21 protein-coding genes are annotated in these 23,310 nt (G+C 71.8%); 13 read left to right on the forward strand and 8 right to left on the reverse strand.

Going from position 1 to position 23,310, the window contains the following annotated elements; all coding sequences use genetic code 11:
* Positions 1 to 8: 8 nt before the first annotated feature.
* Entirely contained in the window at positions 9 to 695 is a 687-nt protein-coding gene (locus OHT01_RS11485; protein WP_328553047.1) for a response regulator transcription factor, read from the reverse strand.
* Positions 696 to 975: 280 nt separating this feature from the next.
* Here OHT01_RS11485 and OHT01_RS11490 point away from each other — a divergent pair, with 280 nt between their 5' ends.
* From OHT01_RS11490 to OHT01_RS11525, 8 genes are all read left to right on the forward strand, one after another.
* Entirely contained in the window at positions 976 to 1,752 is a 777-nt protein-coding gene (locus OHT01_RS11490; RefSeq protein WP_328553048.1) for an amino acid ABC transporter ATP-binding protein, read from the forward strand.
* Between the two features lie 104 nt (positions 1,753 to 1,856).
* Positions 1,857 to 2,699, forward strand: a complete 843-nt coding sequence (locus OHT01_RS11495; protein WP_328553049.1) for a glutamate ABC transporter substrate-binding protein — start codon at positions 1,857 to 1,859, stop codon at positions 2,697 to 2,699.
* Between the two features lie 192 nt (positions 2,700 to 2,891).
* Positions 2,892 to 3,560 (forward strand): amino acid ABC transporter permease, encoded by a 669-nt coding sequence (locus OHT01_RS11500; protein WP_328553050.1) that lies wholly within the window; start codon positions 2,892 to 2,894, stop codon positions 3,558 to 3,560.
* Positions 3,557 to 4,450, forward strand: coding sequence for an amino acid ABC transporter permease (locus OHT01_RS11505; RefSeq protein ID WP_328553051.1), 894 nt, complete (start codon positions 3,557 to 3,559; stop codon positions 4,448 to 4,450). Before OHT01_RS11500 ends, OHT01_RS11505 begins: the two co-directional genes overlap by 4 nt.
* 198 nt (positions 4,451 to 4,648) lie before the next feature.
* Entirely contained in the window at positions 4,649 to 6,409 is a 1,761-nt protein-coding gene (locus tag OHT01_RS11510) for an FAD-dependent monooxygenase (protein WP_328553052.1), read from the forward strand.
* A 293-nt stretch (positions 6,410 to 6,702) separates the two neighbouring features.
* A complete protein-coding gene (locus tag OHT01_RS11515) occupies positions 6,703 to 6,774 on the forward strand; it encodes a putative leader peptide (protein ID WP_318658241.1) in 72 nt (23 codons plus the stop codon).
* 76 nt (positions 6,775 to 6,850) lie between these two features.
* Positions 6,851 to 7,432, forward strand: a complete 582-nt coding sequence (locus OHT01_RS11520) for a cysteine dioxygenase (RefSeq protein WP_328553053.1) — start codon at positions 6,851 to 6,853, stop codon at positions 7,430 to 7,432.
* Positions 7,429 to 7,839, forward strand: coding sequence for a rhodanese-like domain-containing protein (locus OHT01_RS11525; protein ID WP_328553054.1), 411 nt, complete (start codon positions 7,429 to 7,431; stop codon positions 7,837 to 7,839). The genes OHT01_RS11520 and OHT01_RS11525 overlap by 4 nt, the downstream gene beginning before the upstream one ends.
* 256 nt (positions 7,840 to 8,095) lie before the next feature.
* Here OHT01_RS11525 and recX read toward each other — a convergent pair whose 3' ends face one another.
* Both recX and recA read right to left on the reverse strand, forming a co-directional pair.
* On the reverse strand, positions 8,096 to 9,019 hold the full coding sequence (recX, locus tag OHT01_RS11530; RefSeq protein WP_328553055.1) for a recombination regulator RecX: 924 nt from the start codon (positions 9,017 to 9,019) through the stop codon (positions 8,096 to 8,098).
* Positions 9,020 to 9,022: 3 nt separating this feature from the next.
* Positions 9,023 to 10,147 carry a recombinase RecA gene (gene recA, locus OHT01_RS11535; protein WP_328553056.1) on the reverse strand — a complete coding sequence of 375 codons (1,125 nt, stop codon included), beginning with the start codon at positions 10,145 to 10,147 and terminating at the stop codon, positions 9,023 to 9,025.
* Positions 10,148 to 10,615: 468 nt separating this feature from the next.
* On the opposite strand from recA, the gene OHT01_RS11540 reads away from it, so the two are divergent.
* Positions 10,616 to 11,389: a hypothetical protein gene (locus OHT01_RS11540; protein ID WP_328558087.1), complete on the forward strand. Its 774-nt coding sequence runs from the start codon at positions 10,616 to 10,618 to the stop codon at positions 11,387 to 11,389.
* A gap of 19 nt (positions 11,390 to 11,408) precedes the next feature.
* Here OHT01_RS11540 and OHT01_RS11545 read toward each other — a convergent pair whose 3' ends face one another.
* Together OHT01_RS11545 and OHT01_RS11550 are read right to left on the reverse strand one after the other, a co-directional pair.
* Complete coding sequence (locus OHT01_RS11545) at positions 11,409 to 12,620, reverse strand: AI-2E family transporter (protein WP_328553057.1); 1,212 nt, start codon at positions 12,618 to 12,620, stop codon at positions 11,409 to 11,411.
* 61 nt (positions 12,621 to 12,681) lie between these two features.
* Positions 12,682 to 12,876 (reverse strand): DUF3046 domain-containing protein, encoded by a 195-nt coding sequence (locus OHT01_RS11550; protein ID WP_328553058.1) that lies wholly within the window; start codon positions 12,874 to 12,876, stop codon positions 12,682 to 12,684.
* 81 nt (positions 12,877 to 12,957) lie between these two features.
* On the opposite strand from OHT01_RS11550, the gene OHT01_RS11555 reads away from it, so the two are divergent.
* A complete protein-coding gene (locus OHT01_RS11555) occupies positions 12,958 to 13,902 on the forward strand; it encodes a hypothetical protein (protein WP_328553059.1) in 945 nt (314 codons plus the stop codon).
* A gap of 106 nt (positions 13,903 to 14,008) precedes the next feature.
* Here the strand turns inward: OHT01_RS11555 and OHT01_RS11560 are convergent, their stop codons facing one another.
* From OHT01_RS11560 to OHT01_RS11570, 3 genes are read right to left on the reverse strand one after another with little or no spacing between them, the layout of a single operon-like run.
* The gene (locus tag OHT01_RS11560; protein ID WP_328553060.1) at positions 14,009 to 14,317 is read right to left on the reverse strand and encodes an AzlD domain-containing protein; all 309 of its coding nucleotides are present in this window, start codon (positions 14,315 to 14,317) and stop codon (positions 14,009 to 14,011) included.
* On the reverse strand, positions 14,314 to 15,111 hold the full coding sequence (locus OHT01_RS11565) for an AzlC family ABC transporter permease (RefSeq protein ID WP_328558088.1): 798 nt from the start codon (positions 15,109 to 15,111) through the stop codon (positions 14,314 to 14,316). Before OHT01_RS11565 ends, OHT01_RS11560 begins: the two co-directional genes overlap by 4 nt.
* Entirely contained in the window at positions 15,012 to 16,004 is a 993-nt protein-coding gene (locus OHT01_RS11570) for an AraC family transcriptional regulator (RefSeq protein ID WP_328553061.1), read from the reverse strand. The genes OHT01_RS11565 and OHT01_RS11570 overlap by 100 nt, the downstream gene beginning before the upstream one ends.
* A 126-nt stretch (positions 16,005 to 16,130) precedes the next feature.
* Between OHT01_RS11570 and OHT01_RS11575 the strand changes: the two genes are divergently transcribed.
* The 3 genes from OHT01_RS11575 (at position 16,131) to OHT01_RS11585 (ending at position 23,010) form a co-directional block, all read left to right on the forward strand.
* Positions 16,131 to 21,278 carry an ATP-dependent helicase gene (locus OHT01_RS11575; RefSeq protein ID WP_328553062.1) on the forward strand — a complete coding sequence of 1,716 codons (5,148 nt, stop codon included), beginning with the start codon at positions 16,131 to 16,133 and terminating at the stop codon, positions 21,276 to 21,278.
* 33 nt (positions 21,279 to 21,311) lie between these two features.
* Complete coding sequence (locus OHT01_RS11580) at positions 21,312 to 22,184, forward strand: Fpg/Nei family DNA glycosylase (protein ID WP_328553063.1); 873 nt, start codon at positions 21,312 to 21,314, stop codon at positions 22,182 to 22,184.
* A gap of 64 nt (positions 22,185 to 22,248) precedes the next feature.
* Entirely contained in the window at positions 22,249 to 23,010 is a 762-nt protein-coding gene (locus tag OHT01_RS11585) for an SDR family NAD(P)-dependent oxidoreductase (RefSeq protein WP_328553064.1), read from the forward strand.
* Positions 23,011 to 23,310: the final 300 nt, after the last annotated feature.

Genomic DNA, 23,310 nt, shown 5'->3' on the forward strand with positions numbered 1-23,310 from the left:
CGTGCCCGCTACGAAGCCGGGGCGACGAGCCGGTAGCCGACGCCGCGGACGGTCTCGATCAGCGCCGGCATGCGCAGTTTGGAGCGCAGCGACGCGACGTGCACCTCCAGGGTGCGTCCGGTGCCTTCCCAACTGGTGCGCCACACCTCGCTGATGATCTGCTCCCGGCGGAACACCACTCCGGGGCGCTGGGCGAGCAGCGCGAGCAGGTCGAACTCCTTGCGGGTCAGCTGGACCGTCGAACCGCCCACGGTGACCTGGCGGTTGGGGAGTTCGATGCGTACGGGGCCGAGGAGCAGCATGGTCTCGCCGGTGGCCGAGGCGTCGTCGTGGGCGGTGCGCCGGCTGACGGCGTGGATCCGGGCGAGCAGTTCCCCGGTGTCGTAGGGCTTCACCACGTAGTCGTCGGCGCCGAGGTTGAGGCCGTGGATGCGGGACCGTACGTCCGCGCGAGCGGTGACCATGATCACCGGGGTGGCGGTCCGTTTGCGGATCTTGCCGCAGACCTCGTAGCCGTCCTGGTCGGGCAGTCCGAGGTCGAGCAGGACGACGCCGAAGCCGTCGCTCTCCGGGACCAGCGCGCGCAGGGCCTCCTCGCCGCTGCGGGCGTGGGTGACGTCGAAGCCGTGCCGGGCCAGCACCGCGGACAGGGCGGCCGCGACGTGATTGTCGTCCTCGACGAGGAGCAGTCTCATTCCGACCCCCTCCGGTTCATCGGTCGTGCGGTCTCTGGTGCGGAACGCGGTGCACGCGTGCACCAAGGAAGTCACGCCGATGAACAAGGACGGCGTCAAGGGGCTTCGGGTTGCTCGACGCTTCCGTTACCCAGCCGGTACGCGCGTCTGTACGGACTGCTACGACACGTGTCCGATTGCTACCGGATCGTGATGCTCAAGTTCCCCTCAGATGTAATGACGCTGGTCATGCGGCGTTACTACTGTCCACCGAAACCGAGGAGGACGGAGCCCAGAAGCGATGACCGAAGTATCGGTGGCCAAGGACGCCATGGCCGCGACCGACGAACTGGTCGTCCTGAAGAGCGTCAACAAGCACTTCGGCGCGTTGCACGTGCTCCAGGACATCGACCTGACGATCACCCGTGGCGAGGTCGTCGTGGTCATCGGGCCCTCCGGGTCCGGGAAGTCCACCCTGTGCCGCACCGTCAACCGCCTGGAGACCATCGATTCGGGTGACATCTCGATCGACGGCAAGCCGCTGCCCCAGGAGGGCAAGGCGCTCGCCCGGCTCCGGGCCGATGTCGGCATGGTCTTCCAGTCCTTCAACCTCTTCGCGCACAAGACCGTGCTCGAGAACGTGATGCTGGGGCAGATCAAGGTCCGCAGGACCGGCAAGAAGGCGGCGGAGGAGAAGGCCCGCGCCCTGCTCGACCGCGTCGGCGTCGGCACGCAGGCGGACAAGTACCCGGCGCAGTTGTCGGGCGGCCAGCAGCAACGCGTCGCCATCGCACGGGCGTTGGCGATGGACCCCAAGGTCATGCTCTTCGACGAGCCGACCTCCGCGCTGGACCCCGAGATGATCAACGAGGTCCTCGAAGTCATGCAGCAGCTCGCCCGGGACGGCATGACCATGATCGTCGTCACCCATGAGATGGGGTTCGCCCGTTCGGCTGCCAACCGGGTCGTCTTCATGGCCGACGGCCGCATCGTCGAAGAGGCTGTGCCGGACCAGTTCTTCAGCAATCCGCGCAGTGACCGTGCCAAGGACTTCCTCTCGAAGATCCTGCACCACTGATGTCCCCGCGCGCGGGGAACCTGACCTCCCCGCGCGTGGGGGACCCATCTCGTCACCCGCCCGTCGGCGGGCCGTACTTCGCCCTTACTCAAAGGATGTTCACCATGAAGCTCCGCAAGGCAGCCGCCGCCTCGGCCGCCGTACTCGCGCTCGCCGTGACCGCCACCGCGTGCGGTTCGAGCGACAAGAACGACAGCGGGTCCTCGTCCTCGGGCGGCGGCAAGATCAAGATCGGCATCAAGTACGACCAGCCCGGTCTCGGCCTGCAGCAGCCGGACGGATCCTTCGCCGGTTTCGACGTGGACGTCGCGACCTACGTGGCCAAGCAGCTCGGATACAAGCCCAGCCAGATCCAGTTCATCCAGACCAAGAGCGCCGACCGCGAGAACGCTCTCGCCCGCGGCGACGTGAAGTTCATCGCCGCGACCTACTCGATCACCGACGAGCGCAAGCAGAAGGTCGACTTCGCCGGCCCGTACCTGCTGGCCCACCAGGACCTGCTCGTCAAGTCCGACTCGAACATCTCCAAGGGCACGGACCTCAACGGCAAGAAGCTCTGCTCCGTGACCGGCTCCACGTCGGCGCAGAACGTCCAGAAGACGATCGCCCCGAAGGCCCAACTGCGCGAGCTGAGCGGCTACTCGGAGTGCATCGCGGCCCTGCAGAGCGGCGCCGTCGACGCGGTGACCACCGACGACTCGATCCTCGCGGGCTTCGCCGCGCAGGACAAGTACAAGGGGCAGTTCAAGCTCGCCGGCCTCAAGCTGAGCAACGAGAACTACGGCATCGGCGTCAAGAAGGGCGACACGGCGACGGTGAACAAGATCAACACCGCGCTGGAGAAGATGGTGAGCGACGGCTCCTGGCAGAAGGCGGTCGACAAGAACTTCGCCCCCGCCCACTACAAGTACGAGCAGGCCCCGAAGATCGGCGTGATCGTCAAGTAGCGCGGGGGACTCGACTGCCGTCGAGCAACCCAGGGGATCACCGAGTTCACGCAGGAACCCACGGGCAACGCAGGAATCCGCGGTTCCCGCGGGGTCGCTGCGAGTGTGCCGCCGCCCGCCGCGATCACGGCGGCGGCACACCGCGGCCACCCCGTCCGTCACGTACGCCACCACCCGGAAGCGCGGGAGATCGTGTTCGACTTTCTTCAAGGTTATGACGTCCTGGGGGCGTTCTGGATGACGGTGAAGCTCACCGTCTTCTCCGCCCTCGGCTCCCTGGTCCTGGGCACGCTGCTGGCCGCGATGCGGGTCAGCCCGGTCCCGCTCATGCGCGGCTTCGGCACCGCCTACGTGAACATCGTGCGGAACATCCCCCTGACGGTCATCATCGTCTTCAGTTCGCTCGGCCTCGCGGACATCTTCGGTGTGACGATGGGCGCGTCCGACGACTTCAAGCTCCAGGGTTTCCGGCTCGCGGTGCTCAGTCTCGTCGGCTATCACGCGGCCTTCGTCTGCGAGGCGCTTCGCTCCGGCATCAACACCGTTCCGGTCGGACAGGCCGAGGCGGCCCGCGCGATCGGGCTGAGCTTCAGCCAGACCCTCCGGCTCGTCGTGCTGCCGCAGGCGTTCCGTTCCGTCATCGTCCCGCTGGCGAACGTGCTGATCGCGCTGACCAAGAACACGACCGTGGCCGCCGCCATCGGCGTGGCCGAAGCCGCCAGCCTGATGAAGACGATGATCGAGAACGAGGCCCAGACGGTCCTCATCGCCGCGGTCTTCGCCTTCGGGTTCGTGGTCCTGACCCTCCCCACCGGCCTCATCCTCGGCTGGCTGGGCAAGCGACTGGCGGTGAAGCGATGACCTCCGTCCTCTACGACGCCCCCGGCCCCCGCGCCAAGCGCCGCAATGTGATCTTCTCGGTACTCTTCGTCGTCCTGCTCGCACTGCTCCTGTGGTGGATATGGCTGACGTTGGACGACAAGGGCCAGCTGAAATGGGCTCTGTGGGAGCCGTTCACCACGGCGGACGCCTGGAGCACCTATCTGTGGCCGGGCCTGCTCGGCACACTGAAGGCCGCCGCGCTCAGCATGGTGATCGCACTCCCCCTGGGCGCCGTCTTCGGCATCGCGCGCCTGTCCGACCACCGCTGGGTGCGCGTTCCGGCGGGCGCCGTGGTCGAGTTCTTCCGGTCGATCCCGGTCCTGCTGCTCATGCTGTTCGCGAACGAGCTCTACGCCAAGTCCCCGAACATCGCGAGTGAGGACCGCCCGTTCTACGCGGTCGTCACCGGTCTGGTGCTCTACAACTCCTCGGTCCTCGCCGAGGTCGTACGGGCCGGCATCCTCGCCCTCCCCAAGGGACAGACGGAGGCCGCGTACGCGATCGGGCTGCGCAAGGGCCAGACGATGACCAGCATCCTGCTGCCGCAGTCGGTCACCGTGATGCTCCCGGCGATCGTCGGCCAGCTCGTCGTCATCGTGAAGGACACCGCGCTGGGCGGCGTGATGATCACCTACGGGGAACTCCTCACCGCCCGCAGCACCCTCGCGGCCAACTACGCCAACGTCGTCCCGAGCTTCATCGTGGTCGCCGTCATCTTCATCGTCCTGAACTTCTCGATCACCAGCTTCGCCTCCTGGCTGGAGGGCCGGCTGCGCCGCGGCAAGAAGACGACCGGCGCGGTGCTCTCGCCGAACGACGCGACCATCGCCGGTACGGCGGCGACGGGGGCCGGCGGGGGCGTCGCATAGGAGCGCGGTCCGACGAGTCGTCCGAAGAACAGTCGACCAGCGTGACCGGCGGGGCCAGTGGCATGATCACCGCCGACCCCGTCACTTGACGCAAGCAGCGGCAATGGGTTGCATACGTTCTGTGATCGCGCACCCCGCTCCACCTGCCTGTTCCCGTACGTCCCTCAGGACACAGCTCCGTGCAGGGGGCACCGCGCCGTGGACCCGGTGATCATCGTCGGAGCCGGGCCCGTGGGGCTCACGCTCGCCCTTGCGCTGGCCCGCCAGGAGGTCCCCTCCGTGGTCCTCGACGAAGGGCCGGGCAAGGACGAACTACGGCTCGCGCGGACCGTGGTGCTGCGTGAGGACACCGTCGCGCTCGTCGAGCGGCTCACCGGTCTGCCTCTCGACGACGCCGGCTTCCATTGGGCCGGATGGCGGTCGATGCGGCGCAAGCAGGTGATGCGCGAGATCGCGTTCGGGGAGAGTCCCGGGAGCCCGGAGGGCGCCGGGGGCGCCACCGGTCCCCGGGTCACCGAGGCCGCGTGGGGCGAGGGTCCTCGGGGGGCCGTCGCCGCACGCGGTACCGGACCTTCCCGGGGCGCGGAAAGCCCGGCGGACGGCGAGGAGTTCACCGCCCCGCTGCACATCGCCCAGCACGCGCTGACCGGCGCCCTGCGCGAGGCCATCATCCACGAGCGGCTCATCAAGGTCGCCGCGCACAGCCGACTGGACACCGTGGAGCAGGACCCCTCCGGCGTCACGGCGCACACCCGGGGGCCCAAAGGCACCTGGTGGCGCGGCAGTTACCTGGTCGGCTGCGACGGACCGCGCTCGACCGTGCGCAAGCTCCAGGACATCCGCTTTCCCGGTCGTACCGCCGTCGAGCGGCACGCGGTGGCAGCCCTGCGTACGGAACTTCCCTGGCCCGGCGAGGCGTTGCTGCACCGGATGACGCCGTGGCGGACCTCCGGCCCCTCGGCCGGCGAGGTGAGCGCGCGTCCACTCGCGGAGGACGTATGGCGGCTGGACTGGCTGCTGCCCCCGGGCAAGGACCTGGTCACGCCCGACCTGCTGGTCGCTCGCATCCGGGAGACCCTCGGCGGCTGGAGCGGGGGCACCACACCCGCGTACGAACTGCTCGACACCGGAGTCCACTCCGTCCACCACCGACTGGCCCGCCGCTGGCGCGCGGGCCGGGTCTTCCTCGCCGGGGACGCGGCACATCTGCTCGGCGCCCTCGGCACCCAGGGCCTGGACGAGGGACTGCGGGACGCCGACAACCTCGCCTGGAAGCTGGCCCTCGCCTGGCACCACGGCCCGCACCCGGCGCTCCTCGACAGCTACCAGGCGGAGCGTCGCGCCGTGGTCGCCGCCCGGCTGCGCGCCGCCGACCAGGCGCTGCCACTGCTGCGGAGCGGCGGCGGCCTACGTGCCTATGTCCCCGGTTCCGCGCGGGGCCACGACGCGTTGCTCACGGACGGCCACTTGGGGCGCGGCCCGCTGGGCGCGCCGGGGGCGTACGCCGACTCCCCGCTCATGCCTCCGGCCGCCGATTCGCACACCCCCGTCGACACCGAACCCGGCGCACCGGTCGTCGATGTGCGGGTCACCGCGGAGGACGGCTCGTTCGTACCGCTGCGGGAGCGGCTCGGGCGCGGGGTCCTGCTCGTCGTGCTGATCGCTCCGGGTACGGGGGTGTGGGAGCGCAAGCACTGGGTGACGGCCGGCATCATGCCCCGGCTCGCCGCGGCCGTGACCGCCCTGCCGCACCCCGCCGAGCTGCTCGTCGCGGAGAGCTATCCGGGCGCGGCGGCGCACACCGTGCTCCTGGTCCGCCCCGACGGACATCTGGTCACCGCCCTCGGCGGAGTCCGCCCGGCCGACCTCTACGAGGCCGCCGAGGCCACCCTCGGAGGCCCTGCGAAGACGGAGCGGGACGCGGAGACGGTGGCGGAGGCGACAGCCGGCCGGAGCTGAACGGTGACGGGCCTGAGCCGAGGCGAGGACCGCGGGAGCTGGGCGAGGACGGCGGGAGCCGGGCGCCGACGGCGGGCCTGAGCCGAGGCGGCGGCGTGCGGGAGCCGGGCGACGGCGTGCGGGAGCTGGGCGACGGCGGTCCCGAGGTGATCGGCGAGGGGCCGGTCCTGAACGCTCGGTAATCGTCCGACCTGGGGTTTCCCGGCTCCTTGGGCCTCCATGGTCCATATAGTGACGGTGAGTTGACCGGTCTGCTGCACCATGGTGTACTCCGGATCGTGACCGACACCTGTGTGCGCCTGTGGCGGAGGGTCCATATGGACCTCGTCCGCTATGCGGGCTGCGTGTGTCGTCCGTCCTTCTGACTTCGCATCCTCATCTCCCGCGCGCCGCTCCTCGTGGCACCGCGCGCTCCTCTCGCGAACTCCCAGGACGGTCCGAGTGTCTGTGTCGCCCTCTGCCCCCACGTCTGCCGCTGTCTCCACACCCTCGGGTGTCTCCGGCACCTCCGGTGTCCCAGCTTCAGCCCGTACCCCCACCCAGGCCGATCTGCTCGACTTCGTACGCCGTACGGCAGCCGATGCCGAGCTGATCGCCTCGCTCCCCCTGGACCCCGAGGGCCGCACCTGGGTGCGGCTCGAAGGCCCTGGTGGCAGCGAGGCCTGGCTCATCGGCTGGCCGCCCGGTACGGGAACCGGCTGGCACGACCACGCCGAATCGGTGGGAGCCTTCCTCATCGCGTCGGGCGAACTCAGGGAGAACTCCCTCGCCGCCCGGCTGCCCGCCGACGGCTGGAAGACCCTGGAACTCACCGAGGAGATCGACCGGCAGCGGAAACTGCCCGCGGGCACCGGCCGCGCCTTCGGCCGCCATCACGTGCACGAGGTGCTCAACGAGTCCGCCGAGGAGCACGCGATCTCGGTCCACGCCTACTACCCGCCGCTCCCGCAGATCCGCCGCTACAGCCGTACGGGCCAGATCCTGCGCCTGGAGCACGTCGAGCGTCCGGAGGACTGGCAGTGAGCACCCCGCCGCCCGTGGGCATCGACGCGTTGCTGGAACAGGTCCGCGCGGACCTGGACCGGGTGGAGGCCGCGGACGCCTTCGAGGCCGTGCGGAACGGTGAGGCGCTGCTGGTCGACACCCGGTACGCCGCCCTGCGCGAACGCGACGGCCTGATCCCCGGCGCACTCGTCGTCGAGCGGAACGAACTGGAGTGGCGGCTCGACCCCACCGGCAGCCACCGCGCCCCGGAAGCCACCAGCCATGACCTGCGGATCGTGGTGTTCTGCAACGAGGGATACGCCTCCAGCCTCGCCGCCGAGTCCCTGCGCCGACTGGGACTGCACCGGGCCACCGACCTCGTCGGCGGCTTCCAGGCCTGGAAGGAAGCCGGCCTTCCGGTGACGGCCGCCGACACGGAGGACTGATCACTGCTCGCCCGGACGGAAGTCGGTCACCGCCACGTGCACGGATGACCGATCGAGCCGGCTGACCGGCCGCTGGCTGGCTGGCTGGCTGGCTGGCTGGCTGGCTGGCTGGCTGGCTGGCTGGCTGGCTGGCTGGCTGGGAAGGGTGACCGGGATCGGGTCGGTTCGTGCACGGTGAACGTGATCAGGTCCGCGCGCTCCTGGTGACCGGTCGAGTCAGCACGCGCACCGGTGACCGGTACCGAACCCCGCAGGTTCAGAAGCCCTCGTCATCGAGCCCGAGCTCTTCCGTGTCCTCGCCCTCTTCCTCCAGTGCCCGTCGGACCACGCTCAGGGCCATGCCCTGGGAATAGCCCTTGCGGGCGAGCATGCCCGCGAGGCGTCTCAGCCGTTTGTCGCGGTCGAGTCCGCGTGTGGAGCGCAGCTTTCGGGCGACCAGCTCACGCGCGGTCGCCTCCTCCTGCTCGGCGTCGAGCTGTCCGACGGCCTCGTCGATCAGCGTCGACTCCACGCCCTTGGTCCGCAGTTCCTGGACGAGCGCCCGCCTGGCCAGCCCCCGGCCGTGGTGCCGGGACTCGACCCAGGCGTCCGCGAAGGCGCCGTCGTTGATCAGCCCGACCTCCTCGAACCGTGACAGCACCTCGTCCGCCACCTCGTCCGGGATCTCCCGCTTGCGCAACGCGTCCGCCAGTTGCTTCCGCGTGCGCGGGGTCCCGGTGAGCAGGCGCAGACAGATCGCGCGCGCCCGCTCAGCCGGGTCCCCCGGGGACTCCTCCTTCTCGGCCCTCGACGAGGAGGAGGTGCCTCCGCTCTGTGGGTCGCCGGACGGCTCACCGAAACCGCCACGGCCGCGGCGACCCCGTCCGCCGCGCGGTCCGCCCTCACCGCGTCGGCCACGCCGGGAGGCCGCGTCCGGCGAACCGTGACCGCCCGGCGGGCCGTCACCCCGCCACGCGTCACCGCCCGTCGAACCGCCGCCGTCCACGTCGGCACCGTGGAAACCGTCGACTCCGTGGAGCCCGCCGTCGGTGCCGTACGGCCGGCCGCCGTACCCCCCGGCACCGCCGTACGACCTGTCTCCGTCTCCGGCCGGGCCCCCGTCGCCACCGCCGTACCCCTGCCCCGGCTCCTCGGGGATCTGGGGATAGGCGTACTCGGCCCAGTCGGTTCGTCGTGTCATGGACTAGCTCTTTGCCGCCGCGGCCCTGGCCTTGGTGGTCTTGGCGGCCGGAGCGGGCACCGTCTTCGCGGCGTCGTCCGGGGCAGCCGAGACCGCCGCGTCCGCGCCCGGCTCGGCGGTGGGCGCCACGGGCTTCACACCGACGCCCAGCTTCTCCAGGATCTTCTTCTCGATCTCGTTGGCGAGATCGGGGTTGTCCTTCAGGAAGTTGCGCGCGTTCTCCTTGCCCTGGCCGAGTTGGTCGCCCTCGTACGTGTACCAGGCGCCGGCCTTGCGGACGAAGCCGTGCTCGACGCCCATGTCGATCAGGCCGCCCTCGCGGCTGATGCCCTGCCCGTAGAGGATGTCGAACTCGGCCTGCTTGAAGGGCGGCGCGACCTTGTTCTTGACGACCTTGACGCGCGTGCGGTTGCCGACCGCGTCCGTGCCGTCCTTCAGCGTCTCGATGCGGCGGATGTCGAGTCGCACCGAGGCGTAGAACTTCAGCGCCCGGCCACCCGTCGTGGTCTCCGGGGAACCGAACATCACGCCGATCTTCTCGCGGAGCTGGTTGATGAAGATCGCGGTGGTCTGGGACTGGCTCAGCGCACCGGTGATCTTGCGGAGCGCCTGACTCATCAGACGGGCCTGCAGACCCACGTGCGAGTCACCCATCTCGCCCTCGATCTCCGCGCGCGGCACCAGGGCGGCGACGGAGTCGATGACGATGAGGTCGAGGGCACCGGAGCGGACCAGCATGTCCACGATCTCCAGGGCCTGCTCGCCGTTGTCCGGCTGCGACAGGATCAGGTTGTCGATGTCGACGCCGAGCTTCTTCGCGTACTCGGGGTCGAGGGCGTGCTCGGCGTCGATGAACGCCACCTGGCCGCCGGCCTTCTGCGCGTTCGCCACCGCGTGCAGGGTCAGGGTCGTCTTGCCGGAGGACTCCGGGCCGTACACCTCCACCACTCGGCCGCGCGGCAGGCCGCCGACGCCGAGGGCGACGTCGAGCGCGGTCGACCCGGTGGGGATGACCTCGATGGGCTCATTCGGCCGCTCGCCCAGGCGCATCACTGCACCCTTGCCGAACTGTCGTTCAATCTGCGCGAGCGCGGCGTCGAGCGCCTTCTCGCGGTCGGTTCCTGCCATGGGTTCCACCCGGTTTGCTTGAGTCGATCGCTTCACGTCAAAGACGCTAACGCCTGCCACTGACAATGCGCCCCGACGCCCGTCCGGCCTGTGGATAACTCGGGCACATATCCGTCGAAACCGTGCCGAATCCCCCGTCGAGAGCTCCGCCGGAACTTCCATGAGAATGGATGTTCGATTTTCGTGTCAAGCGCACCACGCGGCACCTCCGAGACTACGTTCACGCTCCGACAACGCCCCGAAGACCGTACGGACCGGACCCGCCCCATCGCTCCCCGCCGCCGGAAGGGCCACCGCTCCCGGCCTCCGGAGCCGACGCCCCTCCCGGCCTCCGGACCGGGCCCGCCACGACCCCCGACACCCGGGCCCCGGACCCCGGACCCCGCCTACTCTCCCTGGCGTACCACCGGTGCCTCCGGCCGTACGACGACGCCGTCCGGCCCGCCCGGCAGGCTGTGCGCCATGCCAATGACGACGACCCGCCCTCCGACCCGGCCGAGACCCTCGCTCCGGCCGGCCGAGTGGCTCTGCTGCGCGACGGGCGCCCTGCTCGTCCTCTCCGGCTGCCTGCATCTGCTGGTCTTCGCCGTCGACGGCGGCCCGTGGGACGGTCCCGTCTCCTGGCGCAAGCCCGTCACCTTCGGGCTCTCCTTCGGGCTGACCCTGGTCGCGATCACCTGGGTCACGTCGTACGTACGGATGCGGGCGGGGCTGCGCACCGCGCTGCTCGCCGTGTTCGCCGCGGACTGCGTGGTGGAGGTCGGCGGGATCACCCTCCAGGCGTGGCGCGGGGTGCCCTCGCATCTCAACATGGAGACCGGCTTCGACACGGCGGTGTCCATGATGCTCGCGGTGGGCGGCGGAGTCCTGGTCGTGGTGCTGACCCTGTTCGCGGTCGCCTCGTTCCGGAACCGGCCCACAGGTCCGGCCGGTATGCCGCTCGCCGTGCGCTCGGGCTTCGCGATCCTGCTCGTCGCGCTGGCCTCGGGCGCGGCGATGATCGCGCGTGGGGTCTTCCTCACCCGGACCGGCCACCAGGAGGCCGCGTACCACTCGACGGCTCCCCTCAAGCCGCTGCACGGAGTGAGTCTGCACGCCGTACTGGTGCTGCCCGCGCTGGCCTGGCTGCTGTCGCGCACCGAGTGGAGCGACACGACCAGGCGGCGGATCGTGCTCGGGGCGGTCGGCTGCTACGCGACGGCGGTCCTCGTCACCGGCGTCCTCGCCGCCCTCACCTGGTGACCGCGCGGCGAGGACCCGCTCACCGGGCGAACTGCCGCCGCACGCGCGCGACGAGACCGCCCGAGGCTCGCGTGCGGTGCCCGTGCACCCGCGGGTCGTCCGTGACGTCGTAACGCTTCACGTACGCCCCCAGGAACGCCTGCAGGGTGGCCACGGCGGGGATGGCGATGAGCGCGCCGACGGCCCCGAGGAGCGCCGTGCCCGCGATGACGGACCCGAAGGCGACCGCGGGGTGGATGTCCACCGTCCGGGAGGTGAGCTTGGGCTGCAGGACGTAGTTCTCGAACTGCTGGTAGACCACGACGAAGACGAGCACCCACAGCGCGTACCAGGGGTCGACGGTGAACGCGATCAGCATCGGCAGGGCGCCCGCGAGATAGGTGCCGATCGTCGGGATGAACTGCGAGACCAGCCCCACCCACACGCCGAGCACGGGCGCGTAGGGCACGCCCAGCGCCTGCAGCAGGATGTAGTGCGCCACGCCCGAGACCAGCGCCATCAGTCCCCGCGAGTAGAGATAGCCGCCGGTCTTGTCGACGGCTATCTCCCAGGCGCGCAGCACCTCGGCCTGCCGGGCCGGTGGCAGCACCGAGCACAGCGCGCGCCGCAGCCGCGGCCCGTCGGCGGCGAAGTAGAACGAGAACAGCGCGACCGTCAGAAGCTGGAAGAGACCGCCCAGCACCTGCCCGGACACGTCCAGGACGCCGGTGGCGCTGTTCTGCACGTACTTCCGCAGCCAGTCGGAGTGGAGCAGGCCCTCCTGGATGTCGACCCTTCTCAGGTCGGTGTGGAAGTGCGTGTTGACCCAGTTGATGACCGAGTCGAGGTAGTCGGGAAAGTCCTCGATCATCTTGATGATCTGGCCCGCGAGCATCGAGCCGAGCAGGGTGACGAACCCGGCGATCATGATCAACGAGCCCAGGAAGACGAGGAAGGCGGCCAGCCCCCTGCGCATACCGCGCGAGGCCATCCAGCTGACCGCGGGTTCTATCGCGAGCGCCAGGAAGAACGAGATCAGGATGTTGATCAGCAGGCCGGTGAGCTGATGGAACGCCCAACTGCCCAGCTGGAAGACGGCGACGAGCGTGAGGGCGAGCACCATGGCACGCGGCAGCCAGCGCGGCATGCGCGCGCCCTGACCGGCGGCTTCCCCGCCCGGAGGATCGGGCGGCGTCGTGCCGAACGGTGTTGTCTGCTGATCGACCTGCGTGTTCTCGTCTGTCGGGGCCACCGGGCAAGTCTGGCCCACGCCACCGACAGCGGGTCCACGTACCCCCGGTCTTCGGGTCCCGTCAGCGGTTCTCGTACGGAACGTCCATGGTCGCGCACACCACGCGCCACACGTCCTTGGCCTCCCAGCCCGCGTTCAGCGCCTCGTGGACGGTGCGCCCGCCGAGTTCCGTCATCACATGATCGCGCGCGAACGTCTCGGCGTACCCCGCGCCGAAGTGATCACCCATCCGCTGCCAGAAGACCGTCAACCGCATGACTCCAGTATCCCGCCCCTGAGAGTGGGCCCCGAGCCGGGACCGCGTGCCGGGACCGCTTTCCGTCCTACGGTCTGACGCATGGCCGCAACAGGAGCATCCCCACTCCCCCAGACGCCCCCGGCGCACTCCCCACTGGCACGCGCCGAGCAGTTCGTCTGGCTTACCGCGCGCGTGCTGGAACAGCGCCGCTTCGCCTATCACTTCCTCGGCGGCGGCGCCGACGCGGTGGAGACCGCGCTGGCCGCCTACCGCAACGACGACGAGGGGTACGGTCACGCGCTCGAACCCGATCTGCGCGGTCCGGTCAGCCAGCCGCTGCACACCGGGCACGCGCTGCGGGTGCTCGACTCGATCGGACGCTGCGGCGGGCAGCGCGTGGAGCGCTTGTGCCGCTATCTGACCTCGGTGTCGACGGCGGACGGCGCGCTGCCCGCGATCCACCCCAGCCAGCGCGGTTACCCGACGGCCCCGTTCGTGCCGGTCGTCGACGATCCGCCGAGCGAACTCCTCGCCACGGGTCCGGTGGTCGGCCTGCTCCACCGCAACGAGGTGTGGCACGCCTGGCTGTTCCGGGCCACCGACTTCTGCTGGCAGGCGGTCGAGTCCCTGGAGAAGTCGCATCCGTACGAGATCGAGGCGGCGGTCGCCTTCCTGGACTCCGCGGCCGACCGCCAGCGCGCGGAGGCGAGCGCCGACCGGCTGGGGCGTCTCGTCCGCGAGCAGCGGCTCGCCGCGCTGGACCCGGGGCAACTGGAGGCGTACCCCGTCTCGCCGGGTTACGCGCCGGGCGAGCACCATTTCCCGCACGACTTCGCACGGACTCCGGACTCGCTCGCGCGCGCGTGGTTCACCGACGAGGAGATGGCACGCTCGCTCGACCACCTCGCGGACGAGCAGCGGGAGGACGGGGGATGGCCGATCCGATGGCGCCAGTGGGCACCGGGGCCCGCCCTGGAGTGCCGTCCCATGGTGACGATCGAGGCCCTGCGCACGCTCCGGGCGTACGGCCGGCCCGTCGCGTGAGACCGCTGCCGGACCGGGGCCCTGGGGCCGGTGCGTGTCCGGACGCGTCCGACGGCATGTCCAGGTGCGCCGACGGGTCCGGGTGCCGACTCCGTGTACCGGGGCGTCAGCCTGTCATCGCGCGGACTCCGGCCGTGACCACCACGGCTACGGCGACCACCACCAGGAACGGTGCGCGCAGGATCAGGGCGACGGCCGCCGCCGCGAGCCCGGCGGCCTTCGCGTCGATGACGAGGACGCGCCCGTCCGCGAAGGTCTGCTGGGCCGTGAGGGCGGCCAGCAGGGCGACGGGGAGCAGCGCGGCGAGGCGCTGCACGAGCGGCCGCTCCAGTACGCCCGCGGGGATCAGCAGACCGATGAGTTTGACGGCGTAGCAGCCGACGGCGGTGGCGCCGATGGCGATCCAGATGTTCAACGGTCTTCCCCTGATATGTCGTTCAGCGCGCCGGCCGGTCGCCCGGTCGCCGCGCCGGCGCCGTCCGGTGCCTCGTTCGTCACGCCTGCGGGTGCGCCCTGGGCAGCCGTCGCACCGCGGCGCCCGGTCACGTAGAGCACGGCCGGGGCGGCCAGGGCGGCCACCAGCACCGGGACTCCGGCGGGCAGCACGGGCAGCAGACCGAGCCCCAGAAGGACCGCGATTCCGGCGACGGCACGTTCCGTGGCGGTCTTCAGCATCGGCGCGAGCAGGGCCAGGAACACGGCGGGTCCGGCCGCGTCCAGGCCCCACGCGTCGGTGTCGCCGATGGCCTCGGCCCCGGCCGCGCCGGCCAGGGTGGTGAGGTTCCACAGCAGGTACAGCGAGAGGCCGGTGACGGTGAAGCCGATCCGCACGCTACGGCGGGTGGGCTGGGCGAGGGCGACGGCCGTGGTCTCGTCGATCACCCACTGCGCGGCGAACGGGCGCACCGCGCGCGGGAGGGCGAGGAGCTGGGACAGACGCAGTCCGTAGAACGCGTTGCGCACCCCGAGGAAGAACGCGCCCGCGGCCGCGGTGAGCGGGTTGCCTCCGGCTGCGAGCGCGCCCACGAGGGCGAACTGGGACGCCCCGGTGAACACCAGCAGGCTGAGCGCGCAGGTCTGGAGCAGGGTGAGCCCGCTGCCCGCGGAGGTCACTCCGAAGGCGAAACCGGACAGTCCGACGGCGATCCCGACTCCGAGGGCGTCGCGGACGACGGCGGCGTCGGGTTTTCCGCCTTCTTCGGTACGTATGTCTGCGAGAGCTGTCTGTTGTGCCACGCGTCGGACGGTACGGGGAGTCGGCCCCCGGCGTCTTGTACGTTCTTGCGCTCGCGCTGGTAGGCGCCCGGGGGGACGCCCACGATCCGGGTGAAGTGACGGTTGAGGTGCGGCTGGTCGGTGAAGCCGACGGCGACGGCTGCCTCGGCGGGCGTGTCCCCGGCGTCCAGGAGGTGGCGCGCCCGGCGTACCCGGGCATCGGTCAGCCAGGTGTGGGGTGGCATGCCGTAGGCGTCCCGGAACGCGCGCAGCAACGCGAACGGGCTGGTGCCGAGGCCGGCGGCGAGCCGCTCCAGGGTCGGTGGCTCGGCCATCCGCTCCTCCAGCACGCCACGCGCGCGTGCGGCGAGCCTGCCGCCCGCGCCGCGCACGGCCCGCTGCGGCAGGGGACCGCCGTTCAGGCGCAGCAGCCGCGTCACGGCGACCCGCAGCAGAGTGTCGGCGGCCAGCGCGTTTCCCTCGTCCGCGGCCCGGAGCACCTGGTGGACCAGGCCCGCCGCGTAGGGGTCGTCGAGTACCGGGCGGACGAATCCGGGGGTGCCGCGCAGGGCGGTGGTCTCGGCGGCGATCTCGGCCACCATGTCCGGCGAGGGGTACACGGCGCCGTACCTCCAGCCTTCGGGAACGCCCGCGCGCCCGGTGTGCGGGGTGTCGGGGTTGACGAGTGCCAGGGAACCCGGGCCCGCGTACTGGTCGGCGCCGCCGTGGTGGAAGACCTCGACGCCCTCGGCGACGGCGGCGATGACGAAGTTCTCGTGGGTGTGCCGCACGAAGATCTTCTCGACGTAACGCGCCCGCAGCAGATCGACACCGGGCAGCTCCGCGTACTGCCAGTGCCGTGCCCGCTCCTGCCCCGAACCTGCCACGCCCTCATTCTCCGCCACTCCGCCGGGACCCGCGGCCGACGTCCGCCCCGCCCTGCCCTGCCCCGCCCTGCCGATGAGTTCTCGCAGGTCAGAGCGATTGTCAGTGGCCGGGTGCAGGATGGACGCATGGTCAGCTCCGCACACCGAGCCCTCGACGGCTTCTCCCCCGCGACCCGCGGCTGGTTCACGGGGGCCTTTTCCGCGCCCACCGCGGCCCAGGCCGGTGCATGGGCGGCCATCGGTGCGGGCTCGGACGTGCTGGTCGTGGCCCCGACCGGTTCCGGCAAGACCCTGGCCGCGTTCCTCGCCGCGCTCGACCAGCTGGCCTCGACGCCCCCGCCGGCGGACCCGCGGAAGCGCTGCCGGGTTCTGTACGTGTCACCGCTCAAGGCGCTCGCGGTCGACGTGGAGCGGAATCTGCGCAGTCCCTTGACCGGCATCCGGCAGGAGTCCGTGCGGCTCGGGCTGCCGGAGCCGGAGGTGAAGGTGGGCATCCGTTCCGGTGACACCCCGCCCGCCGTGCGCCGGGCGCTGGCCACCCGCCCGCCGGACATCCTGATCACGACCCCCGAGTCGCTGTTCCTGATGCTGACCTCGGCCACGCGCGACGCGCTGACGGGCATCGAGACGGTGATCCTGGACGAGGTGCACGCGGTGGCGGGCACCAAGCGCGGCGCCCATCTCGCGCTCACCCTGGAGCGCCTCGACGAGCTGCTGCCGAAGCCCGCCCGGCGTATCGGCCTCTCCGCGACGGTGCGCCCCGTGGACGAGGTGGCGCGCTATCTCTCTCCGCAGCGCAAGGTGGAGATCGTCCAGCCGCCGTCGGGCAAGGAGTTCGACCTCTCCGTGGTGGTCCCGGTGGAGGACCTGGGAGAGCTGGGCGGGTCCCCGGCCTCCGACGGCAAGGAGGGCGCGGAGAAGCCCTCCATCTGGCCGCACGTCGAGGAGCGGATCGCCGACCTCGTCCAGTCGCACCGCTCGACGATCGTGTTCGCCAACTCGCGTCGTCTGGCCGAGCGTCTGTGCAACCGGCTGAACGAGATCGCCTACGAGAGGGCGACCGGCGAGCCCCTGGAGGAGGCCCACGCCCCGGCCCAGTTGATGGGCGGCTCGGGCGCGGCGCAGGGGGCACCGCCCGTCATCGCCCGTGCCCACCACGGTTCGGTCTCCAAGGAGCAGCGGGCCCAGGTCGAGGAGGACCTGAAGGCCGGCCGGCTGCCCGCCGTGGTCGCCACCTCCAGCCTCGAACTGGGCATCGACATGGGCGCGGTCGACCTCGTCATCCAGGTCGAGTCACCGCCGTCCGTGGCGTCGGGGCTCCAGCGCGTGGGCCGCGCCGGTCACCAGGTCGGCGCGGTCTCGACCGGTGTCGTCTTCCCGAAGTACCGGGGCGACCTGGTGCAGGCCGCCGTGGTCACCGAGCGGATGCGCACCGGCTCGATCGAGTCCCTGCGGGTCCCCGCCAATCCCCTGGACGTGCTGGCCCAGCAGCTCGTCGCCATGACCGCGCTCGACACCTGGCAGGTCGACGATCTGCTCAGCACGGTCCGCAGGGCGGCCCCCTTCGCCTCGCTCCCGGAGTCGGCGTTCACCGCCGTGCTGGACATGCTCGCCGGCCGCTATCCGTCGGACGCCTTCGCCGAGCTGAGGCCCCGCGTGGTGTGGGACCGCGTCGCGGGTACGGTGACCGGCCGCCCCGGCGCCCAGCGTCTCGCCGTCACCTCCGGGGGCACCATCCCCGACCGCGGGCTCTTCGGGGTCTTCCTCGCGGGGGCCGACCCCAAGAAGGGCGGCGGCCGGGTCGGCGAGCTCGACGAGGAGATGGTCTACGAGTCCCGGGTGGGCGACGTCTTCACCCTCGGCACCAGTTCCTGGCGCATCGAGGACATCACCCGGGACCGGGTCCTGGTCTCCCCGGCGCCCGGTGTCCCCGGCCGGCTGCCCTTCTGGAAGGGCGACCAGCTCGGACGCCCGCTGGAACTGGGGCGCGCGGTGGGCGCGTTCCTCCGCGAGGTCGGCTCGCTCCCCGAGGACGACGCCCGGCTGCGCCTGCTCGCCGCGGGCCTGGACACCTGGGCCGCCGACAACGTACTCGCGTACCTGAAAGAACAACGCGAGGCGTGCGGCCACATCCCGGACGACCGCACGATCGTCGTCGAGCGCTTCCGGGACGAGCTGGGCGACTGGCGTGTCGTCGTGCACTCACCCTTCGGCGCCCAGGTGCACGCACCCTGGGCCCTCGCCCTGGGCGCCAAGCTCTCCGAGCGGTACGGCATGGACGCCCAGGTCATGCACGCCGACGACGGCATCGTGCTCCGGCTGCCCGACGCGGACCTGATGGGCCTGGACCTGCTGGACCAGGTGCCCGGGAAGGCGGGCACGGAGTGGGACGCGGAGAAGGCGCCGGTCGGCGCGGCGGACGTCGCCTTCGACAAGGGCGAGGTCAACCAGATCGTCACGGACCAGGTCGGCAGCTCGGCCCTGTTCGCCGCCCGCTTCCGCGAATGCGCCGCGCGCGCCCTGCTCCTGCCGCGCCGCAGCCCCGGCAAGCGCACCCCGCTGTGGCAGCAGCGCCAGCGCGCGGCCCAACTGCTGCAGGTGGCAAGTGAGTTCGGCTCGTTCCCGATCGTCCTGGAAGCGGTGCGCGAATGCCTCCAGGATGTCTTCGACGTCCCGGGCCTCACGGAACTGATGGGCGACATCGAGTCCCGCAAGGTGCGGCTCGTCGAGGTCACCACACCCGAGCCCTCCCCCTTCGCCCGCTCGCTGCTCTTCGGATACGTCGCCCAGTTCCTGTACGAGGGAGACTCGCCCCTCGCCGAGCGGCGCGCCGCCGCGCTGTCGCTCGACTCGCGGCTGCTGGCCGAGCTCCTGGGCCAGGCCGAACTGCGCGAGCTCCTGGACGCCGACGTCCTGACCGAGCTGGAGCGCGAACTCCAGTGGCTCACCGAGGACCGCCGCATCAAGGACGTGGAGGGGGTCGCCGACCTGCTGCGTCTGCTGGGGCCGCTCACGGAGGCCGAGTTGGCCGAGCGGGGCGCGCAGCCGCCCTGGGCGGGGGAACTGGCCGGCGCCCGCCGTGCCATCCGGGTCCGGATCGCCGGGGCCGACCACTGGGCCGCCATCGAGGACGCCGGCCGACTGCGCGACGCCCTCGGTACGGCGTTGCCCGTCGGTGTCCCGGAGGCCTTCACCGAGCCGGTCAAGGATCCGCTCGGCGACCTCCTCGCCCGGTACGCGCGCACCCATGGCCCGTTCACCTCCACGGCGGCCGCCGCACGCTTCGGTCTCGGTACGGCCGTCACCGACGGCGCGCTGCACCGGCTCGCCGCGAACGGTCGCGTCGTCCAAGGGGAGTTCCATCCGGCGGGCATCGGCCAGGAGTGGTGCGACGCGACGGTGCTGCGCAGGCTGCGCCGCCGTTCGCTCGCGGCGCTGCGCCATGAGCTGGAGCCGGTGCCACCGGCCGCGCTCGCCCAGTTCCTGCCGCAGTGGCAGCACGTGGGCGGCGGTCACGGGCTGCGCGGCATCGACGGACTGGTGCGCGCCGTCGAGCAGTTGCAGGGGGCGTCCGTGCCGGCGTCCGCGCTGGAGAAGCTCGTACTGCCGTCCCGGGTCGCCGGTTACACGCCCGCGCTGCTCGACGAACTCACGGCGGCCGGGGAGGTGGTGTGGGCCGGGGCGGGTTCGCTGCCGGGCAAGGACGGCTGGGTCTCGCTGTATCTGGCGGACGCCGCCCCCCTGCTCCTTGCGGAAGCGCATCCCCTGGAGCCGACCGCGCTGCATCAGTCGGTCCTCGATGCCCTCGGCGGGGGATACGGCCTGTTCTTCCGTCAGATCGCCGATCAGGTCCGCGCCACCACCCACCCCGACGCCACCGATCCTCAGCTCGCCGACGCGATCTGGGACCTGGCCTGGTCCGGGCGCCTCACGAACGACACGCTCGCGCCGATGCGTTCCCTCCTGGGTTCGGGCCGTACGGCGGGATCCACGGCCCATCGCGCCAAGCGCTCGGTCCCCCGCGGTCGCTACGGCTCTCTCACGGGAGGAGCGCGCCCCCAGTCGCGTACGGGTCCGCCGACCGTGGCGGGCCGTTGGTCGCTGCTGCCCGAGCGCGAGCCCGACCCCACCGTGCGCGCCCACGCCCTGGCGCGCACCCTGCTCGACCGGCACGGGGTGGTGACGCGGGGCGCCGTCGCGGCGGAAGGCGTGGAGGGCGGCTTCTCGGCGGTGTACCGCATCCTGTCCGCGTTCGAGGACAGCGGCCAGGCACGGCGCGGCTATGTGGTCGAGGGTCTCGGCGCCGCCCAGTTCGCGATGGACGGCGCGGTGGACCGCCTCCGCGCGGCGGCGAACGCACGGGACCGGGGCGACTCCCTGTCCGGCCCGGCGCCGACGGACAACTCCCCCGCCGCACACGGCTTCCCGGACGCCCCCGTCCTCCCGTATTCCGACGCGGAGTTCGATGTCGACGGCAACGGCAACGGCTTCGGCGACGGCCATCACCAACACCAACACCAAGGTGAGGGCGACGGCTTCGACTTCGGCTCCGGGGACAGGGCCGCCTTCGCGGACGGCCCGGGTCCCTTCGGCACTCCCGACCCTGGCCCCAACCTCGGCACCGGCTCCGGCCATGGCTCCGACCCCGGCGACGATCCCGACCGCGGCAACGGTCTCGGCTCGGGTCTCGACCCGGACCTCGACTTCGGCGACGACCACTCCTTCTCCGCCGACTCCGCCTTCTCGGCCGGCTCCCCCTACCCCGGCGCGCCCCGCCGCCGCAACACCGCGTCCGACCGCGACGGCTCGCCGTACGCGACGAACCGCTCCGGCCGTCCCGGCGGTGCGGGTCTCCCCGGCGCCCGCGCCCGGCCCCGTACGGCCTCCCCCGCTGTGGTCCTTGCCGCCGCCGACCCCGCGAACGCCTACGGCGCGGCCCTCCCCTGGCCCGAGTCCCCGACCGAGGCGGGCCACAAGCCGGGCCGCAAGGCGGGTTCCCTGGTCGTGCTCGTCGACGGTGAACTGACGCTCTACATGGAGCGCGGCGGCAAGACCCTGCTGGCCTGGCCCGCGGACCCGGACGGCCCGGTCTCCCAGGACACGCGGCTGTGTGCCGCGGCGGAGGCGCTCGCCGCCGCCGCGCGCGCGGGCTCGCTCGGCACGGTCACCGTCGAGCGCGTCAACGGCACCTCGGCCCTCACCTCCTCCCTCGGTGCCCTCCTGGAAGGAGCGGGTTTCATCGCCACACCGCGCGGACTCCGCCTGCGCGCCTGACCGGCCGGCCCCCGCCCGTGCCACCCTGGAGTCATGCCCGAAGGAGACACCGTCTGGCAGGCCGCGAGGCGGCTGCACGTCGCCCTCGCGGGCAACGTACTGACCCGTTCCGACCTGCGGGTGCCCCGGTTCGCCACGGCCGACCTCACCGGCCGCGCCGTCCTGGACGTCACACCGCGCGGCAAGCACCTCCTCACCCGGATCGAAGGCGGTCTGACGCTGCACTCGCACCTGCGGATGGACGGTTCGTGGAAGGTGTACGAGGCCGGCCGACGCTGGAGCGGGGGCCCCGCCCACCAGATCCGGGCCGTTCTCGGCACGGTGGACCGCACGGCGGTCGGCTACCGCCTGCCCGTACTGGAACTGCTCCGCACCAGCGACGAGGCCCGCGCGGTCGGTCACCTCGGCCCCGACCTCCTCGGTCCGGACTGGGACCCGGGCAAGGCGCTGGAGAACCTCCTGGGCGATCCTGACCGCGCGCTCGGCGAGGCCCTCCTCGACCAGCGGAATCTCGCCGGAATCGGCAACGTGTACAAGAGCGAGCTGTGTTTCCTGCTCGGCGTCACCCCCTGGCTCCCCGTCGGCACCCTGCCCGCCGACCGCGCCGCCCGACTGCCGCTCTTCGCGAAGAAGTTGCTGGAGTTCAACCGCGACCGCCCGGCCCGCGTCACCACCGGGCGCCGCGACCAGAACCTCTTCGTGTACGGCCGCGCCCCGCGCCCCTGTCTACGCTGCGCGACGCCGATCCGCGCGGCGAACCAGGGCGACGGCTCCCGCGAGCGCCCCACGTACTGGTGCCCCCGGTGCCAGACGGGCCCCACCCCGCCGCCGGGCGCCCGCTCCACCGCCGCCGCGTACCGCCCCACCGGACCCGAGTCCCCCACCTCCGGCCGGGGGCGTCACTAGAGCCGTGCACCAAGTCCCGCCCGCACAATTGACGACCCGTCAGAAACCCTCGTACCGTCGCCTCATGGCCCTCCCCGCGTACGACCTCACCGGACGCACCGCGTTCGTCACCGGCGCGGCCGGCGGCATCGGCCGCGCGGCCGCGCTCCTGCTCGCGGAGGCGGGCGCCTCCGTGCACTGCGCCGACGTCGACGAACAGGGTCTGCACGAGACGGCGACGCTGGTCAAGGGACAGGGCGGCACCGCCCGTACCCACCCGCTCGACGTCACCGACCGCGCCGGGCTCCAGCAGGCCGTGGCGTCCTGCGGCCGGGTCGACGTCATGGCGGCGATCGCCGGGATCATGCACAGCAGCCCGGTCCTGGAGACCCTGGACGAGGATCTCGACCGGGTGCTCGGCGTCAACTTCAAAGGGGTGCTGTACGCCTGCCAGGAGGCCGCGCGCTCCATGATCGCGAACGGCGTCGGGGGCAGCATCGTCACCATGGCCTCGGGCGCGATCGACACCGGCGGGCCGGGCCTGTTGTGCTACAGCGCGGCCAAGGCGGCCGTCGTCCAGCTCACGAAGACGCTGGCGACCGAGGTCGGCGCGCACGGCATCCGCGTCAACGCCGTGGCGCCCGGCTGGATCCGTACCCCCATGACCGACCGCCACGGCGAGCGGCAGGCTCACACCGAGGCGTTCATGGCTCGCCTGTCACCGCTGGGCCGCGTCGGGGAACCCGAGGACATCGCCCACGCCGTGCTGTACCTGGCGTCGGACGCGTCGGCGTTCACGACGGGTCAGATCCTCCGCCCCAACGGCGGGGTCGCGATGCCCTGGTAGTCCGCCACCCGCCGCTCCCGCGCCGGCGCCAGGCCTCCCGCAGGCGGGCGCGCCATCGGTCCGAGCCCATGGCGCCGACCGCCCGGGACTTGGGCACGCAGTGGACCGGAAGCAGGCTGAGCCCCCACCCGCCCGCGGCGACCGTTCCTTCGATCACCCCGGCACCGGGCGCGAACACGAGCCGGAGCACGCTGAACCACCACAGCGCGCCGAACGCCAGGGCAGCCCCCCTGCGCACTATTCGCCCTGCCATGGCACCCTCCTCCGGGCCCCGTACCGGGCCGCCGACTCACGTGCGGG

It is taken from the genome of Streptomyces sp. NBC_00358 (assembly GCF_036099295.1).
In the GTDB taxonomy this organism is placed as follows: domain Bacteria; phylum Actinomycetota; class Actinomycetes; order Streptomycetales; family Streptomycetaceae; genus Streptomyces.

Bases quoted from the DNA above. Each gene is read 5' to 3' on its own strand.
- OHT01_RS11485 (WP_328553047.1), bottom strand. From the start codon at position 695: ATGAGACTGCTCCTCGTCGAGGACGACAATCACGTCGCGGCCGCCCTG.
- OHT01_RS11490 (WP_328553048.1), top strand. From the start codon at position 976: ATGACCGAAGTATCGGTGGCCAAGGACGCCATGGCCGCGACCGACGAA.
- OHT01_RS11495 (WP_328553049.1), top strand. From the start codon at position 1,857: ATGAAGCTCCGCAAGGCAGCCGCCGCCTCGGCCGCCGTACTCGCGCTC.
- OHT01_RS11505 (WP_328553051.1), top strand. From the start codon at position 3,557: ATGACCTCCGTCCTCTACGACGCCCCCGGCCCCCGCGCCAAGCGCCGC.
- recX (WP_328553055.1), bottom strand. From the start codon at position 9,019: ATGACACGACGAACCGACTGGGCCGAGTACGCCTATCCCCAGATCCCC.
- recA (WP_328553056.1), bottom strand. From the start codon at position 10,147: ATGGCAGGAACCGACCGCGAGAAGGCGCTCGACGCCGCGCTCGCGCAG.
- OHT01_RS11540 (WP_328558087.1), top strand. From the start codon at position 10,616: ATGACGACGACCCGCCCTCCGACCCGGCCGAGACCCTCGCTCCGGCCG.
- OHT01_RS11550 (WP_328553058.1), bottom strand. From the start codon at position 12,876: ATGCGGTTGACGGTCTTCTGGCAGCGGATGGGTGATCACTTCGGCGCG.
- OHT01_RS11555 (WP_328553059.1), top strand. From the start codon at position 12,958: ATGGCCGCAACAGGAGCATCCCCACTCCCCCAGACGCCCCCGGCGCAC.
- OHT01_RS11575 (WP_328553062.1), top strand. From the start codon at position 16,131: ATGGTCAGCTCCGCACACCGAGCCCTCGACGGCTTCTCCCCCGCGACC.
- OHT01_RS11580 (WP_328553063.1), top strand. From the start codon at position 21,312: ATGCCCGAAGGAGACACCGTCTGGCAGGCCGCGAGGCGGCTGCACGTC.
- OHT01_RS11585 (WP_328553064.1), top strand. From the start codon at position 22,249: ATGGCCCTCCCCGCGTACGACCTCACCGGACGCACCGCGTTCGTCACC.